The organism is Acinetobacter sp. 742879, assembly GCF_000588535.1.
In the GTDB taxonomy this organism is placed as follows: Bacteria; Pseudomonadota; Gammaproteobacteria; order Pseudomonadales; family Moraxellaceae; genus Acinetobacter; species Acinetobacter pittii.
In genome coordinates, this window is the sequence record NZ_JFYC01000009.1 from 97,495 (window position 1) to 114,737 (window position 17,243).

Here is a 17,243-nt window from a genome sequence, read left to right on the forward strand (position 1 = left end):
AGGCGTTTTTTATTTTGTATTTACTATTTCCATTGGCACAAAATTTGTTTAATTTCTAAACATTACGAAGTGAACAAAAGATCTTATTATGCCTGATCCTAAAAAATACGAACGAATACTCGACCGTTTCGGACATTACGCCGTAGAAGCCTTCCATTATTTAGCCTTATTCATTATCGGGTGTATGGTGGCATGGTCGGCAGCCAATACAGTTTTTGAAATTCTGACCGTCAAAAAGTATGCTTCAATTGATGATATTTTATTATTATTTATTTACTTAGAACTTGGAGCAATGGTTGGAATTTACTTTAAAACCAATCACATGCCTGTACGATTTCTTATTTATGTCGCGATTACGGCCTTAACCCGTCTACTCATTTCAGATATTCAACATGATCATAAAGCAGATATTGATCAAGTCATTATTACAGGCTCAATTTTGATTTTAGCCTTATCTATTTTAGTTGTACGATTTGCTTCATGGCACTACCCCTCAGTGATGAAAGAGAAACATGCAAAAACTTCTAATAATTTGAAAACACCTCAACCACAAGATGACGAGTTAGCATAGAAAAAGGCCTCAATATCGAGGCCTTTTTATTTTTACATTTAACGAACTCGGTAAATGTTATGTCTTGAGTCTACTAATAAGTATTGATTAGGGGTTTTAACCCAGTGGTATCCACGTGGTGGCGCGTATAAACGATGCGCTCTCCAGTCCGAAACATAATAGCGGCTATGGCGATATTGAGCAGGAATACGTTCACCACGTTTAAAAGCAACATAGTTACCATAATGCTTACCACGATCAGAATTTGACCAAACTGGCGCTCGGTGATCATTACGATAATCATGACGGCGGTCATCACGATGCTCATATCGAGCATAGTTTTTACCATGGTTATTATCCCAACGGTGTCCAGAATCGGCCATCGCGGTAGCTGATATACCTAACATTAATGTCGAAAGTACAAGAACGATTGGCTTTTTCATGGCCTATTTCCTTTTAATCTTGATATGAAGCTAGATTAAAAGAGACTCAAGGAGAAACCATGAATAAAACCGCTTTGATTGCTAAACTTTGTAATGACTATAAAGAAAATATGAAGAATCTGTATCTGTGCTACCATTAGCATTTTTCAAACTAGGTCAATTGCTGTGTCTGAAATCAGTTTTGAGCGTCTTCATCAATTTTTTTGCAAAGTTCCGAGTGTACAAGAAGCCCGTATTATGGCTCATGGAGCAGATGGCGAACATGCTTGGTGGTTTAAGTTCAGTATTGACGTAGAGCATGCACTTGCATGGCAAACAGTTCAAGAACTAGGTCATGTTTTAAATTATCTATCGACGAATGAACGCCTACCAACATTATTCTTCCCTGTTTCACCGCCACCTTACATGAATGGTGAAGCCAAAGACTTTTTATCATGGATTATTCAATGTAACCATCCTGAATTCTCTCCGGATGTGGTTTGCGATTGGCTTGAAGCGCGTTTGCCAAATCCTGTTGATGACGAGTCACATTGGAAAATTAAAACGGATTTGAGTGAAATCGAAAAACTTGATGATAAAGCGTTGGATCAGTTGATTCCGCCAGCGCCTTAAAATATTCAAAGTTTTACTCTCTATTTTTAATTAGCACGACGGGGTCTTACCGCTTTAAGTTCTACTTGTAGTAGCTAATTCGTTACTTTGGTTTCGCCCAAAGTAACCAAAAGCATTTGTCATCCACAAAACCTGTTCACTGTTTTCGTTTATCTAATTTTATTGCAAAAACAATTTAATCGCAGATTTTGGGCAGGTTGTGGATGACTCTAGGCACAGCCATTTTTTGGAAAACTTCAAGATAGTGATTAAAAAGTCGATAATCCAGACCATTCCATAAAACGATAAATCCAATACTTCACTTTAGACTCATCAGCATACTTCACATAATCCACGCTCATCTGTCTATCTTTTAGGTTTGACCACGAGGTATTGAAGTAATCTTGCGCATCTTTAAAAACTTGATCTTGAACTTTGCCAATGACCAACATATCCGTTTCAAGGTTGTAATTTTTTAAATTACGGGCCGTAAAGTTGGCAGATCCTACAATCAACTCAGCTTGTTGGGCATTATATTTCAAGATCATTTTGCTATGGTTCTGCTCGCCATGGGTATCACACCAACGGATTGGAATACCGGTAGCATGTAACTCTGAAGCCACCTGACGGTTTGGAATACCATTTTTTTGTCGACCAAACGCATCTTTATTTGGATCGAGTAAAACACGAACAATAACACCTCGTTCTTGAGCACTTTTTAGAGCTTTAATAATCTTACGTTCAGACAAATAGAACATACTTAAATCAAGATGCTCTTTCGGCTTCGCTGAATTAATCAATTTCAATACAGATTGATAAATTGCGCCTTCAGTTAACACCTGAACTTGAGGCTTGGTTACGTCTTTTTCAAAGTCACCTAAAATCAGTGATGGAGAACTACTACCTGACATTTGCGCAACGGCAGCTTCAGTTTGGAGAACATCAGCAGCTGTCGCCCCTGTTACAACCAATGCGACATTAGAATGTCTAGAGCTGCCATCATGTGGATTTGCTGAGGTCACCAATGACTTCCAACCAGCATCGGTATCAACGACAACGGTTTTACGGTGATTGGCCTTAAAATTAAATAAGTTTAGATAGCTGCGCATTGTAATTTTTTCATCACCGAATGGATTCGGTAACCAGCCCTTTTCAGGGTTATTGCCAATATTTTGACAGCAGATGTACCAGAAGCCAGACCAAAACGGGTTAGAAGCACGTAAAGGGGCTAAATTCGTTTCAATCACATCAACACCTGCCTGACGTAACTGACGGTAGTGTTCAGGGCTGATACCACCGTATACCGAGTTAATCGGGTCGGTAATCATAACGATCTGAATTTGGCGGTTCTGTCTTTTCTTACTTACTAATGCATCGGTTAGCTCTTGCATTAATGGTCTTTGCTTGAGTTTTGAGTCACCCACTTCTGAGTTAAACAAGAACATATCCACCACAATTGTGGATTTTGCCTCATCAATCATTTTCAAGATTTCATCAAAGATGTGCTGATCAACCTGCTGTTGCCCTTTCGCATCTAGATAGGTTTTGTCAGCTAAAAATTTGACATCGGCATGTCTAAGCTTGCCACTAAAGTTAATCCCTTGTGGTAATGGTTTTACTGTGTGGTAAATCGCCGATGCAAGATATGCAATAGCAACAACGCAAAGTAATACCGCCATATAACGACGCCCTGACCAATTTATTTTTTGATGAATTCGTTGAAAAATACGCATAAAAAAGACCTAACTTGATGGTTTCAAATTAGGTCTTTTGGATTGATTTTTCAAGTTTAGTTTCGTGTTAAAGCCTTAAAAACTAAAATCGACACCTACTGTAAAATTGCGTCCAACTTGTGGAATATTTGATAAGAACGAAGCATGTTGATAAACCGTGTCATCTAACAAATTATTCGCTTTCATATAAACACGGTAATCTGTTTTTGCACCATATTGTCCAGAATATGCCACGCCAAGATTAAGCATGTTATAGCCTTCAGTTTCGGTCTCGTAAGCTGCGATCTTATCTTGGTTAAAGACATGGTAGTACTCGGCAGAACCACTAAAACCATCGCCAAAGTCTGCATCAACTTTAGTACCTAAACGTCCCGCTGGAATACGTGGAGCGTTACCCTCGGCATCAATTTTACCGCGTACATAGTCACCAAAAGCACTGATCTTGTACATTGGGGTAATTTGATAACCAATTTCACCCTCAGCACCATAGAAACGAGCTTTATCTTGAGTATATTGAACTAAACGGAAGTCTTTATAACGGTCAAGGGTTTGCGCATAGATGTAGTCATCAAACCAGTTATGGTAAACATGAAGATGGTAATCAAGTTTGTTATTATCAAAATGCAAACCTAACTCAACATTATTCGATTTTTCCTTACTGAGTTGATCATTTCCTAACTCATAAGTATTTGTCGCAAAGTGCCCACCATTTGCATATAACTCTTGAGCTAAAGGCAAACGCTCTTGATGTGAAGCGACAAAAGAAAGTTTATAGTTCGGTGCAAACTCCCAATTCGCAGCACCTGCGTAAGAGAATGCCGAACCATCAAAATCCTGTTTAGAGTTGTCGTCTACATCAATTTCTTGCTGATCTGCACGGGCAGAAAGCTCAAAATGTACGTCTTTCCATTGTTTATGTTCTAAAGCAAATAAACTCCACTTTTTGGTAGTGGTCGGGGCCATAAATGCTTCTTCGCCAGTTAAATCTAATTTCTGTTGACCTAACTGTGCACCAATTACCCCTTCCCAACTTGCAATCGGGTTATGCACCAACTCAATACGTCCATCATAACCTTTGTTTTGGAATCGGGTTGCAATTGCTCCCTCTTCAATTTCATCATGCTGATAGTCAGTATAGCTCGCTTGCGCACGTAACTTTTGGAAGCCTGCAAATGGATCATTTAACTCGGTTTTAAAATCGTAACGCTCAGATTTTAAATCAATCCATGGGCCGCCATGCTCGTGCTCATGTTCTTCATGCTCATGATCGTGAGCTTCTTCACCCTCTTCATGTTCATGGTCTCCACAATGCAAATGCGGTCTTCCACCTAGATGAGCGCTACAACTTTCGTACTCATGGCTATGCCCCGGTAAGCCATACTGGTCTCTGCGGTTGCTATAAGAAATACCCGTATAACCACGGTCATAAATCCAAGACAAACCAACATTAACCGAGTCACCCTGCGCAAAAGTATTGTCTACACGGCGCTCTTTTTCACCTTCATGAATATAATTGGGAGCAATATAATTATTCGCATCACGAGTTAACCCCTCAACACGTAAAGCAACTTGGTTGCCTAGGCCAACAGTTACGCCAGCGCTCGCCAGTTTTTCATCACTTCCAGTGTTGTAACGTAAGCCAACTTGTCCTTCATAACCATTTTCAGGCATTTGCGTAGGGATCTTGTTATCAATGACGTTAACTAAACCACCGACGGTCCCCGCACCAAACAGTAAAGTTGAAGGGCCGCGAATTACTTCGACTTGTTTTGCAAGCACAGGATCTACAGTGACAGCGTGGTCAGGAGACAAGGTCGATACATCAATATTTTCTGATGAATTTTGAAGTACTTTAACGCGTGGTCCATCTTGTCCACGGATGACCGGGCGACTCGAACCAGCCCCAAACTGATTCGCGTAAATTCCGACTTCACTACTGAGTGCATCCCCAATGGTAGCAGCGCCTTGCGATAGATGCTTTTGATCAACAACAGTATCTGCCACAGCAAAATCTTGTGAAGTTTGCTCAAGTGGATGAGCCTTAATTCGAATAGTTTCTAGCTTTTCAACATTTTCACTTTCTGCTGCAAACGAAGGTACGGATATGACAGCTAAAATGGATAAGGTCAAAATATTTTTATAGAACAACATGAGGTGATTCTCTGATCGCTACGCCTTTTGTTTTGTTATATTATAACATTTCAGTCTTTTTGCAATAAAAAACATTTCCAATCGGCTGATTCGTTAGACTGGGCAATTAAATGATGTGAGTAATCTCTGTTTTATAATGCCTTTTACAATCTCTCATGCCGTTATAGCGCCTCCTCTTTCAAAGCTTAGCCGAAACACTTTACCAGTTGCAGCTCTAGCAATTGGAAGTATGACACCCGATCTTTACCGCTTATTTACAATGCAATCAGGTATGTTGACACATCAATGGAAAGGCCTGATTTATCCTAACCTTACCTTAGGCCTTATTTTTTGTGCTATTTGGTACTTTCTATATCGACCTGTAATCTACCGTTTTTTCGGCATTCAGCATGATCTTGACCTCAACTCTTTAAAACGTATTTTTTTATTTTTGGTTGGAACATTACTCGCACTTATTTTAGGAATTGCAATACATTTAATCTGGGATGGTCTAACACACTCAGACTTTCGGACCTTTGTATTTAAAGATGTATTAGCAACAAATATTCATCTTTTAGGGCACCCATATCCCTTACATCGTCTTTTACAGTTAGGCTCCTCTGCTCTTGCCTTACCTTTTATTGTTTGGATGTGTGTTCACTATTATCAGCGCTATAAACAACACTGGAAAGTAAGTAAAAAAATTAAATTTCTTGCATGGTTTCTTTTGATTTTATCTACAGTGTTAGGCCTATTTTCTTTTTGGGATTATGCCCGCTACATTCCTCATGAAGTTTGGCATGCCGATACGTATTATTTTACGGGCCGCTCTATTAATGAATTTATGCAAGGTTGGTTAAGTACCTTTAGCTTAGGATGCTTACTATTCTTGGTTTTAGATCGACAACAAAGAATGGGATGAATAATTAAAATCGCTGCCAAATTGCTCATTTTCAGGTTAATTTCTGCGGTTTTTTGATCTAGTTCTTGTGACAAACCATCCAACAAGGCATAATCGAAAACTTACTTTTTTGACGGTGCGCGGTTTACGCATCCGTCCTTTCAGCCAATATAGTTTGGATAATCTTCATCATGATGCGAACTCATTACTGTGGCTCTTTAACTGAAGCCCAAATCGATCAGACCGTTACACTATGCGGTTGGGTACATCGTCGCCGTGACCATGGCGGTGTTATTTTCCTTGATATGCGTGACCGTGATGGTCTCGTTCAAGTGGTTATTGACCCAGATACTCCAGAAGCATTTGCAACAGCAGATAAAGCACGTTCTGAATATGTATTAAAAATTACAGGTCGTGTTCGTCGCCGTTATGAAGGTACTGAAAACCAAAATATGGTGAGTGGTCAAATCGAAGTTTTAGGCAAAGAAATCGAAGTTCTTGCTGCTTCTGAAACTCCGCCATTCCCGTTAAATGATGACACCATTAACGTGTCAGAAGAACACCGTTTAAAATATCGTTTCTTGGACATCCGTCGTCCAGAAATGTTAGATCGCTTACGTTTCCGTTCTAAAGTAACTAACTTGATCCGTAATTATTTAGACGATCACGGTTTCCTAGACGTTGAAACTCCGATTTTAACCCGTGCAACTCCTGAAGGTGCACGTGACTATTTAGTACCAAGTCGTGTACAAAATGGTAGCTTCTACGCACTTCCACAATCACCGCAATTGTTTAAACAATTATTGATGGTTGGTGGTATTGATCGTTACTACCAAATCGCGAAATGTTTCCGTGATGAAGACTTACGTGCTGACCGTCAGCCAGAATTCACTCAAATCGACATTGAAACATCGTTCTTAAACGACGATGAAATCATGGATTTGATGGAAGGCATGACTGTTAAATTATTTAACGACTTGCTTGGCGTAAAATTTGAAAAATTCCGCCGTATGCCATATAGCGAAGCAATGCGTGACTATGCATCTGACAAACCAGATTTGCGTATTCCGTTGAAACTCGTTGACGTTGCAGACTTAATGCAAGAAGTAGAGTTCAAAGTATTCGCTGGTCCTGCAAAAGATCCTAAAGGCCGTATTGTTGCTTTACGTGTTCCTGGTGCAGCTTCATTGCCACGTAGTGCAATCGATGAATACACCAAATTCGTTGGCATCTATGGTGCAAAAGGTTTAGCGTATATTAAAGTTAATGAACTCGCTAAAGGAATTGAAGGTCTTCAATCTCCAATCGTGAAATTCATTGAACCGATTGTACTTGAACTGTTGGAACGTGTTGGCGCACAAGATGGCGATATCGTATTCTTCGGTGCTGATAAAGCTAAAGTTGTAAATGACGCAATGGGTGCGCTTCGTGTCAAGATTGGTCACGACTTGAACCTTTCAACTTGTGAGTGGGCTCCACTTTGGGTTGTTGACTTCCCAATGTTTGAAGAAACTGACGATGGTAAATGGACTTCTGTTCACCACCCATTCACGTTACCTAAATCTAGCGTAGAAGACGTGAAGAGCAATCCAGGTGAAGCACTTTCTGTTGCTTACGACATGGTATTGAATGGTACTGAAGTTGGTGGTGGTTCACTTCGTATTTACACATTAGAAATGCAAAAAGCGATTTTTGAAGCGCTTGGTATTTCTGATGAAGAAGCAGAAGAGAAATTCAGCTTCTTACTTAACGCGCTTCGTTATGGTGCTCCTCCTCACGGTGGTTTGGCATTTGGTCTTGACCGTTTAGTTATGCTTATGACTGGCGCGACTTCAATTCGTGACGTTATTGCGTTCCCGAAAACTAAGACTGCTGAATGTCCACTTACTCAAGCACCTGCTCCTGTTGAAGCAAATCAGCTTCGTGACCTGGGCATCCGCTTACGTGAAAAGCCAAAAGCTGAAGAATCTAAATAATTTTTTAGATTTTCAAATTAAAAAACCCTGCTTATGCAGGGTTTTTTTAATGGGAAAATTCAGCTATATATTCGACTTACCTAAGCTATGCTTTGCGAATAAGCAGGTCAGTGGCATAATAGGGAGCTTTTAATTTAGAGGTCAACTTTATGGCTATGCGCCCTGATGTACGTCGACATGCTTTAGTCGTGATTGTATTCTCCCTCGCACAATGGTTTTTCATGCGCTATATCCTTGCAAATGAATTATTCAACCTTACTACAAATCAACGTATTTTATTTTTCTGTGTAAGTAGCTTAGCAGGTGCGTTACTTATTTTTGTTGCGCTGATTTATATGGTTTTAAAAGGAAATGCGGATAAAGAGTAAGAAATTACCCGTATTCCTAGATACGGGATCTTATTCTTAAGACTTTACTTCTTGAAATAATATATTTCTTAATTTTTTAGTAAAATCTATTACATTATGATATTCCTCAATATATTTTCTAGCTTGTATTGCTAAAAGATGTCTACCTTCTTCATTTTGCATTAAGGATTCAATAGCTTCAACATATAAATGAACTTTTTCAAAGCCATCTCCTAATACATCTCCTACGTGAATTCCAAATTTACTTGTTAGTTCTTCAGGATTTCTGTTACTTACTAATAAAGTTCCAAAAGAGAGGGCTTCTAAAAATGAAATAGGTAATGCTTCATGAATAGAAGTATTAATAAGTAACTTAGCATCTTTTAAAAATTTTTCTTTTTCACTGCCTTCAACATGGCCCGCAAAATGTAAGTTAGCAATATTTTGATAACCTTTCATAATTTCATTGTTTTTGCTTTCCTCTCTAAATGTCTGCCCTAATACATAAAACTCATATTGCGGCATTCTTTTTGCGATTTCACAAAATAACCACCCCCGTTTTACAGATTCTAAACGACCTAAAAAAATGATTATATTCTTTTTAACATAAGTACTAACATCAAAGTTGAAATCAATATCAATAGGATTAGGCACATATTCTATTGGTACACTATTTTCTAATTGATATAAATCTATAGCTTTTTGATTAAGAAAATGTCCTTGCGAAATAAATTTCACACGGTCATTAACATACCAGTTATGTACTAGATCATATATGTTTTGATTATAATAATTAGTTTCAGGAAATAATTTAACTGTATTAATTTCGTCCCATTCATAGGTCGGTCTTGGATCTTGTATCCATAAAACTAATTTTTTTGTTTTATCTAATTCATTTTCCAATACATAATTAAATGTTAATTCGACACTTAAATAAATGTCATAATTTTTTTTCTTAAGCCAGCGACGAGCAAACCATTTTCTACGTGGCAGTCGATATAATTTAACATTATCTACCGAATATTCTTCCGCAAAAAGCTTTTTACTTCCTTTACCCAGTAATACATCTATTTGGATATCCGCATTTGGAATATATTTAGCTATATGATTTCGCGCTAAAAATCCGTAACCGCCAAAAGCAGTATTAGCACCACCAAAGAACTCATCAATAATTAAACCAACTCTAATTGGTCTATTATATCCACTCATTAAACACTCTCAATATATTAATAAAAAGTATAATTAAAAATTTCTTTACTTATCTTAATTAATAATTAAATATCACATTTTAAAAGACGTGACATAATAGTACACTCATCCAATTCATCTAATTTTATACCCTTTAACATCTCATTATATAGATGAATACAAGTAGTACGAGAAGTAGTAATATCATCTATAGTAAGCTCAGGATCACAAAGTTGACTTATACACTGATAGTGAACAGGATAAAAAATATCAATTGGTTGAATATTATTTTTTAACTCCAACTGTTTAACATAATAAGTAATAGCTTTGGGGCCAATAACTCCCCACGGCATATCCGCTAAACTTTTTCCTATTCCCATTATTTTTTTTGTTTTTAATTTAATTTTTTTACTCGCAGAAAACCATGGCGGTACAAAAAATGGGTCATATGCGGCTTTTAATAATTCTTTAAGTAAGTCGCTTTCTTTAGGAATGCGCAAAACAGCTCCATTAATCCATTCATCATCTTCAAAGCCTAATAAGTATCCATGCTCTGGTATTGAAATAGGTTTTAAACAATACACATCACAGTCAACATAGACTCCATCAACTTTACGCATTAACTCATAACGAAAAATATCTGAAAATAATGCATAACTTCCTGTTTCCTTATGTTTTATAATTTGGTCTTTAGAAATAATTTTATTTGCATCAACCAATTTTACGCCTTCTGGAACATCTACAATATCAGCGTATGTATGTAAATGAACCTCATGCCCCCTCATTACAAAAGAATGTAAACAACATCTAGAAATTGCTCCGAGTTTTTCTCCAATCCACAAAGCATGAATGATAGGTAAATTATTTGACATCATTTAGGTATAGCCTTTATAAATCTTTTTTGCCCATAGTATTATTGTTGCCTCTTCACATAATATGATTACCCTCACCAGAGGTACAAGTAACCACCAATATTACTTTTTTAACTTCTAAATTTTTTAGAGCTAAGCTAGATGAATAGGTAGAAGGACTATCAACAACAAATACAGAAGTATAGAATATCTAAACTGTATTGTATCAAGTTAGTTGAAACATGAAAAAGATTCTTATCCTATGTGTATCTTTACAAGGAAGTAATGAACGTCAAGAAAAAATTAAACAACAACATCAAAATTTGCAATCAACCATTCATGATATACAAATTGATTTTCAATTCTTCGATGCTATTTATGGGAAAAAACTTCCTCAAGAATATTTAACTTTTTTAAATTTAAGTCGTCAATTTGCAGGATTATGCGATCATGAATTAGGACCAAGCGAACTAGGCTGCTGGCTAAGCCATATGATTATTTGGCAACGTCTAGCTCAAGGTGATTATCAAGCGTATGATCGTGTCATCATCATTGAAGATGATGTAATTTTTCAAACTAAGCATATACAATGGAAGCTGCACTCTCTATTAGAAACCAATCCTTCATTCGCATTCTTAGGAGGGCATTCTGAACCTTCTAGACGTCGAATAAGAGGTTATACAAGTAATGATAAACTTTACTTCAATATGACTGGACCTAAAGATCTCTATACAGCAACATATGCGTATTCTTTAACCACTGAGACAGCCAAAAATTTTGTTTCTAAGCAAATTCATAAATTGACTTATATTGATGACTGGAAGTACTTATTAGCAGGCGATGTTTCAACTCCCTTTTATTATTGCTTTGAACATGATGATGAGATGCAAAGTCATATTGCATCAGATAGAAAAGCATACATGAAAAAACCAAATCGTTTTAAAAAGAACTTTAACAAAATGAAAAATGATTTAATTTCTCGAATTATATCTTTATTCATTTTCAAAAAAATTATTCGATTAGCCTTTTTCCTAAACTCTACACAATCACATAAAACGGACAGCTAACAGGTACTTAGATGTTAATCACTCGCGGTCTTCAAAAAAAATGGTACAAGTACCAACAAGCAAAAAAAGCGAAAACTTTTGACTCCCATTGGTATATGCGTTTTGGCTGGTTAGAACAACCATTTACAACACTTGAGCAATTAGATTCACTCTTTGAGATCCACTCTCCTAGAAAGTTTACATTTGCAGACAGCTTTTATGCTTATGAAAATGGCCGTCATTTCATTTTTTTTGAAGAAGTCGATGACCAACATCCGGTAGGCTTTCTTTCGGTTTTAGAAGTCTTTAAGGATGGCACTTACACACCACCTGAAACCATTTTAAAACTCGATTACCACCTCTCATATCCTTGCGTATTTAAAATAGATAACACTTGGTATATGGTCCCAGAAACTTCTGCCAACAAGACCATCGAACTTTGGAAATGTACTGAGTTTCCGCTGAAATGGGAAAAGCATTCCAACCTTATTGAAAATATTGAAGCAGTCGATAGCACCCCTTTTTACCATGAGGGCTTATGGTATCTTTTCACTTCAACGCGTCGTGATTGTAAGAAATTTGGTTATCGTTTAGATCTATTCTTTACCGAAGATATTTTAAATCCGAACTGGCAAGAGCACCCAATGAACCCAGTGTGCCGAGGCAGTCAGCAGTTCCGTATGGCAGGCAAACCTTTTATTTATAAAGGGCAACTGGTTCGACCAAGCCAAGATTCTTTAAAGCGATATGGCGGCAATATCGAATTAAAAGCGATTACTCAGCTTAGCCCAACAGCTTATGAAGAAAAATTACTAGAAGTAGTTTTACCAGACTGGAATCAGGCTGATGATGGTTGCCATACCATTAATGTCGAAGATAATTTCGTGGTACTTGATGCCATCCGCCTTACACCAAAAAATAATTAAGTTTTCAGCAGGTCTTTATAAATATTAAGCGTCTGCTCAGCCATGGCTGGTACGGTCAGTTCAGCCTTGGCCTTTGCATATAGTGGGCTGAAGTCATTTTGAGCCTCAGGTTGAAGGGCATATTCAATCGCTTTTGCTAAACCTTGAGTATCTCCAATTTCGGCTAGATATTGCTCTGGCAACCACTCGATCACACCGTTCACTTTGGTTGAAGCCATTGCTTTATCGGCCTGTAAAGCCTCGACCATAACAAGTGGAAAACCTTCACGATCTGATGATAAAACCACGATATCAGCCAGTTGTACCAGATCACGCGCATCAGTTCTAAACCCAAGAAAAGCGACCCGATTTTGCATGTTCAATTCGCTGACTTGCTTTTCCAAACTTGCTCGAAGTGAACCGTCACCAACAATCCATAAATTGGCATCAGTCTGTTGCATCGACTCAATCAATAAACTGATATTTTTTACTGGTTCTAGACGTCCAATACACATAACAGCTTTTTTGCTTGTATCTAGCTCAGTAAAATCTTTTTGAATCGATTGAAGCAATTTTTCTTTATTTTCAGTTGTAAGTACGGGCTGAGGATATACCCCGTTATAAACTACGTGTGCTTTAGACTCTGGAATGCCTTGCGTGAGCGCTTGGCTCACCGCAATAACTGCATCACCTGCTAAATAAGCAGACTTATTCTTTTTAGTACCATGAACAGTCGTTACAAACTTTGGACCAGATAAAAATGGCTTAATGCGGGCAATCAACTCAGCCGCTTTTCCTGCTTGTGCATGAACAATAGCGGGTTGGATTTGTTGAATAAGATTTTTAAGTTGCCAAAGTAAAAAAATATTCCAACGACTACGGGCAAAATCGATAGCATGAAAATGTACTTGTTGGCTAAACTTGTCTACATAGCAAGGATGTGCAATCACATGTACTTCATGGTTTAAAGCAAGCTCATTAACAAGGTTAAAAGTGTGCTGCTCTAATCCACCAACTCCACCGCTAGTTGCCAATACCTGAACAATTTTCATAGCTTGCCTACTTATTTTTTATCTTTATTCATGGTCTGTTCAAAAAGCTTAGCTTCTTTTAGAAATGCATAAAATGCGTTAATCATACTATTTACGAAACCACGCCAACCATTTAAGAAGCTACGGCGAATAAAATAAGACTTCATAAAAGTCACTGGCATCACCAAAACCAATTTTGCAATGCTTGGAGACTTTCCTTTTTGGTATTTCTCTAATGCTTTTAAGTTGGAATATTGGTTATTTTTTTCGACTTTAACGAAAATGCTCGACTCACCATAATGGTAAATATCGTGTTGAGCACGTTGAGATTCACCATCTACGATCACATTTTCATGGACTTTATTGGCAAGGTCATAATGCCCTTTAGACCTACGGAAAAAACGCACTTTTGCATGTTTTTTAATATGTTTACTGTTCGGAACACCTAAAAATACATCATTAATTGGGGTGATTAATGCATCAAGCTTGTTCTGTTGAATGGTCTCAACAATTTCTTGTTTTAACTCATTAGATAAAACTTCATCGCCATCTAAATTAAGCACCCAATCATTTCGGCATTTAGCTAAAGCTAAACTTTTTTGCCCAGCATAACCCTGCCAGTCTTGGTGAGAAATTTGCGTATTTTCAAAGCGCTTTGCAATTTCATAAGTATTATCAGTACTGCCCGAGTCTAAAATAATGACTTCATCAAACTCACTGACACTTTGTAAAGTTCGCTCTAACCAAGCACCACAGTTTAAAGTGACAATATAAACACTACATGGAATTTTATTCATAACTTATAACGTCCTTTAGCAAGGGCGATACGCATCTGTAAAGCATTCATGGCACCATGCGTGCTGACACGTGGAATATTAAATTGGTTATCTGCTTCATATGCTTCGATTTTTTTACGAGTCGATACTGCATTTTTAAAGCCAATCTCTTGGGCCATTTTCTGGTGCTTTTCGTTAAATCGACCAAATGGATAAGCAAAACTCGGGCACTTCCCAACTAATGCTTCAACATCACGCTTAGACTGAAGCATTTCGTCATAAGCGGTTTGGTCATCAAGCTTAAGTAAGTTCACATGATGTTGAGTATGCGCACCAAATTCAATTAAACCAGAGTTGGCCATTTCATGGATTTGCTCATGAGTGAGCTTTTCGATACCTTCAATTTGCGTTGCTAAATAAATCGTTGCTTTCGCGTTATATTTTTTTAGTAGTGGATAGGCATAAAGATAATTATCCATAAATCCATCATCAAAACTTAAAGCAACCACATTCTTTTGATTACGATATTGTTCAAGCTCAGAAACAAAGCAAAAGATAGCACCTTTACGCGTTAACAACGTTAAGAGTTGTTCAAACTTTTCAGGAGGCATATTCATGCCAGAAGCAGCATCTTTAGGAGTGACCTGATGTAACATCACAATGCGAGGTAGTTTACTCGAACGAAACGGAAGCCAGAATGTATAATTACCCAGCACATATAACAGTGCAGCAAGTGCTAGCAGGCCTACCGCAACGTACAAAAACCACATCATGCATAAACCTCATGTGACCATTCATAATCTTCTGAAAGGGGCTGCTTAAATGTCACCTCAACCATAAACTGGGTGATGCGTTTAGCATTGAAAGATTTACGTGTTTTCTCCCAACCCTCTTTCGCTATTTTTTCAGCCTGCTCTGGATTTTGATCAAAGAATTGGATCTTCCTGGCCAAATCAAACTGATCATCAAAGTAAACAACTTCTTGCTCAGTGTAGAGTTTCTCAAAACCCGGAATTCTTGGGCTAAAGGTGAGTAAACCATTACCAGTCAGCTGTACAATACGGTCAGAACTATACAAGGTTACATCATTACGACGTGAGTAATTAAGTCCCATTTTTGTTTCAGACAGAACTTTATAATACGCTTTACCATAAACACCAGGTTGTTCAAAACAACCATAATATTGATAGTTCACATGGCCTTGTTGCAAAGCATCTGCCAAGTCCTTTAAGAACTTCTCACGCTCAGGTTCTTTATAGACCACGCCGCAGAAAATAAAAGTCTTGTCAGTCTTAGAATTTGAAAATTGCTGTAATATTTCTACATTACGGTGACCTACATTTGGCAGATAGGCTACGCTTAAATGAGGCTGTTTTAACTTTTGTAGATATTCCCCGCCTGTTGTACAGAAAATAGCATCCAAATATGGCGAGAATGCTTTAACAAAGTCGAGTTTGTTTTCAAGATAAAGCGGATCAACATACCAAAATGCAATTTTAGTATTTGGATAAGATTCTTTAATCTGTCTTAGAACATCTGGACTCATTAAGTCACTATGTCCAATCAGTACCAAGTCAGGTTCAATATTATTGACGACCTTTAGTACTTCTTTATTAGCCCAATTGGCACCCATTTTTTTTGTTTAAAAAATGGTCCCCATTGGAGCCATATCGCGAAAACTAAAATCATAAACGAAATGGCCATTTTCAATTAATCCGGCAGAAATTTTACGGTCTGTGCAGTAAAAATGGGCGCCTTGTTTATTAAAGCCAAAATTTGCAATATGCAATATTTTCATTTATTTACTCAAAATAAAAAATTTAATTTTTTGATAAAAGATATGTTGCCACGCGGTCTGCTTCTTTAAAAGCATAAGGTTGTGGTAACTGTACAACACAAGTCTGCTGTGAAATTAATTTTGATTCTAACATTTGATCAACTGAGTGCGTAATCCGGTCGTCTTTCAAACGGTCCATTGCCATCACCCCGACTCGACAACCCGCGGTAAGCGCCTCAAAAATCATAGATACACTGTCTTCTGTTACCCACACAGCTTCTGCTTTTTGCATTTCTTCGAAAATCCAGCCTTGAGGTGTTTGCTCAACCGGAAATATGTGTAAATGCTGGGCAAAACTTTGTTGTTTTAAAATATCAATAAACTCTGCCGGGGTTCGACGTGAAGTAGTCAGAATAATTTCAGCTTCTGGATTGTTCTCCACAATTTTTTGAACACTGGTTAATACTTTATCTTGGTTCCATTGATGTCGTTTAGATGAACCACCTAAAGCAATTAAAATTCGGTCTTTTTGATGGCGGTTTTCATTACGGATGGGGTTTAATGCACCACGCGTGACAATCACATGGTTATCGGCGTGAATACCGTCATGCTCCGGAATAACAGCATAGTCAAAGCAAGCTACAGGTAAGTTAGGCTTCATCAAAATAATGGTTTTTGCTTTTCTAAAAATTTTGCCGAGCAGCCAGACACGAAAATGTGTGTGGCTTCCCACTCCAAATATAAAATCGGGCACTTGTTTAAATAAGGATTTTTTTGAAGAGAAGAGTGTCTTAATTAAAGAAATAATAGGTAAATCAGCAATTAAGACCTCTTCAAAAGTTGTTTCTGGCTGTTGTCTTTGCATTGCCTGAAACAAGCCTAATGCTTGTGAGCGGTGTCCTGCCTTTCCATCAGACACATAGACAATATGCATAGAAGCTCCCTAAGCCAAAAAATAAAAAGGCGAAACTTATGTTCGCCTTTTTATGTTAACGGAT

The 17,243-nt window shown here is 37.6% G+C and carries 16 protein-coding genes and 1 pseudogene; 7 read left to right on the plus strand and 10 right to left on the minus strand.

Going from position 1 to position 17,243, the window contains the following annotated elements:
* Nucleotides 1–88: 88 nt before the first annotated feature.
* Nucleotides 89–571 (plus strand): phosphate-starvation-inducible protein PsiE, encoded by a 483-nt coding sequence (locus J690_RS16480; RefSeq protein ID WP_002116490.1) that lies wholly within the window; start codon nt 89–91, stop codon nt 569–571.
* 38 nt (nt 572–609) lie between these two features.
* Here J690_RS16480 and J690_RS16485 read toward each other — a convergent pair whose 3' ends face one another.
* On the minus strand, nt 610–993 hold the full coding sequence (locus J690_RS16485) for an RcnB family protein (protein WP_032036989.1): 384 nt from the start codon (nt 991–993) through the stop codon (nt 610–612).
* Between the two features lie 165 nt (nt 994–1,158).
* Here J690_RS16485 and J690_RS16490 point away from each other — a divergent pair, with 165 nt between their 5' ends.
* On the plus strand, nt 1,159–1,605 hold the full coding sequence (locus J690_RS16490; RefSeq protein WP_032036991.1) for a hypothetical protein: 447 nt from the start codon (nt 1,159–1,161) through the stop codon (nt 1,603–1,605).
* A 248-nt stretch (nt 1,606–1,853) separates the two neighbouring features.
* On the opposite strand, the gene J690_RS16495 is transcribed toward J690_RS16490, so the two are convergent.
* Together J690_RS16495 and znuD are read right to left on the minus strand one after the other, a co-directional pair.
* Complete coding sequence (locus tag J690_RS16495) at nt 1,854–3,317, minus strand: phospholipase D family protein (protein ID WP_032036993.1); 1,464 nt, start codon at nt 3,315–3,317, stop codon at nt 1,854–1,856.
* Nucleotides 3,318–3,392: 75 nt separating this feature from the next.
* Complete coding sequence (gene znuD, locus J690_RS16500) at nt 3,393–5,468, minus strand: zinc piracy TonB-dependent receptor ZnuD (protein WP_032036999.1); 2,076 nt, start codon at nt 5,466–5,468, stop codon at nt 3,393–3,395.
* 136 nt (nt 5,469–5,604) lie between these two features.
* Here znuD and J690_RS16505 point away from each other — a divergent pair, with 136 nt between their 5' ends.
* The 3 genes from J690_RS16505 to J690_RS16515 all read left to right on the plus strand — a co-directional run bounded on the left by J690_RS16505 (nt 5,605) and on the right by J690_RS16515 (nt 8,692).
* A complete protein-coding gene (locus tag J690_RS16505) occupies nt 5,605–6,369 on the plus strand; it encodes a DUF4184 family protein (protein ID WP_032037001.1) in 765 nt (254 codons plus the stop codon).
* Between the two features lie 170 nt (nt 6,370–6,539).
* Entirely contained in the window at nt 6,540–8,324 is a 1,785-nt protein-coding gene (gene aspS / locus J690_RS16510; protein WP_005064200.1) for an aspartate--tRNA ligase, read from the plus strand.
* Nucleotides 8,325–8,473: 149 nt separating this feature from the next.
* The gene (locus J690_RS16515; RefSeq protein ID WP_032037003.1) at nt 8,474–8,692 is read left to right on the plus strand and encodes a hypothetical protein; all 219 of its coding nucleotides are present in this window, start codon (nt 8,474–8,476) and stop codon (nt 8,690–8,692) included.
* Between the two features lie 36 nt (nt 8,693–8,728).
* On the opposite strand, the gene J690_RS16520 is transcribed toward J690_RS16515, so the two are convergent.
* The gene (locus tag J690_RS16520; protein ID WP_032037005.1) at nt 8,729–9,880 is read right to left on the minus strand and encodes a glycosyltransferase family 4 protein; all 1,152 of its coding nucleotides are present in this window, start codon (nt 9,878–9,880) and stop codon (nt 8,729–8,731) included.
* A 65-nt stretch (nt 9,881–9,945) separates the two neighbouring features.
* Nucleotides 9,946–10,734: a glycosyltransferase gene (locus J690_RS16525; RefSeq protein WP_081405203.1), complete on the minus strand. Its 789-nt coding sequence runs from the start codon at nt 10,732–10,734 to the stop codon at nt 9,946–9,948.
* Between the two features lie 218 nt (nt 10,735–10,952).
* Between J690_RS16525 and J690_RS16530 the strand changes: the two genes are divergently transcribed.
* Both J690_RS16530 and ghy read left to right on the plus strand, forming a co-directional pair.
* Nucleotides 10,953–11,777 carry a glycosyltransferase family 25 protein gene (locus J690_RS16530; protein WP_032037009.1) on the plus strand — a complete coding sequence of 275 codons (825 nt, stop codon included), beginning with the start codon at nt 10,953–10,955 and terminating at the stop codon, nt 11,775–11,777.
* A gap of 11 nt (nt 11,778–11,788) precedes the next feature.
* Nucleotides 11,789–12,682: a glycosyl hydrolase Ghy gene (gene ghy, locus J690_RS16535; RefSeq protein ID WP_032037011.1), complete on the plus strand. Its 894-nt coding sequence runs from the start codon at nt 11,789–11,791 to the stop codon at nt 12,680–12,682.
* Here ghy and J690_RS16540 read toward each other — a convergent pair.
* From J690_RS16540 to J690_RS16555, 5 genes and pseudogenes are all read right to left on the minus strand, one after another.
* Nucleotides 12,679–13,713, minus strand: a complete 1,035-nt coding sequence (locus tag J690_RS16540) for a glycosyltransferase (RefSeq protein ID WP_032037012.1) — start codon at nt 13,711–13,713, stop codon at nt 12,679–12,681. The two genes, ghy and J690_RS16540, sit on opposite strands and share 4 nt — an antisense overlap.
* A gap of 11 nt (nt 13,714–13,724) precedes the next feature.
* Nucleotides 13,725–14,489, minus strand: a complete 765-nt coding sequence (locus J690_RS16545; RefSeq protein WP_032037013.1) for a glycosyltransferase family 2 protein — start codon at nt 14,487–14,489, stop codon at nt 13,725–13,727.
* Entirely contained in the window at nt 14,486–15,241 is a 756-nt protein-coding gene (locus tag J690_RS16550; protein WP_000989966.1) for a polysaccharide deacetylase family protein, read from the minus strand. Before J690_RS16550 ends, J690_RS16545 begins: the two co-directional genes overlap by 4 nt.
* Nucleotides 15,238–16,266, minus strand: a pseudogene (locus tag J690_RS0104545) (glycosyltransferase family protein). Before J690_RS0104545 ends, J690_RS16550 begins: the two are co-directional and overlap by 4 nt.
* 22 nt (nt 16,267–16,288) lie before the next feature.
* Nucleotides 16,289–17,179, minus strand: a complete 891-nt coding sequence (locus J690_RS16555; protein WP_032037014.1) for a mitochondrial fission ELM1 family protein — start codon at nt 17,177–17,179, stop codon at nt 16,289–16,291.
* Nucleotides 17,180–17,243 lie beyond the last annotated feature (64 nt).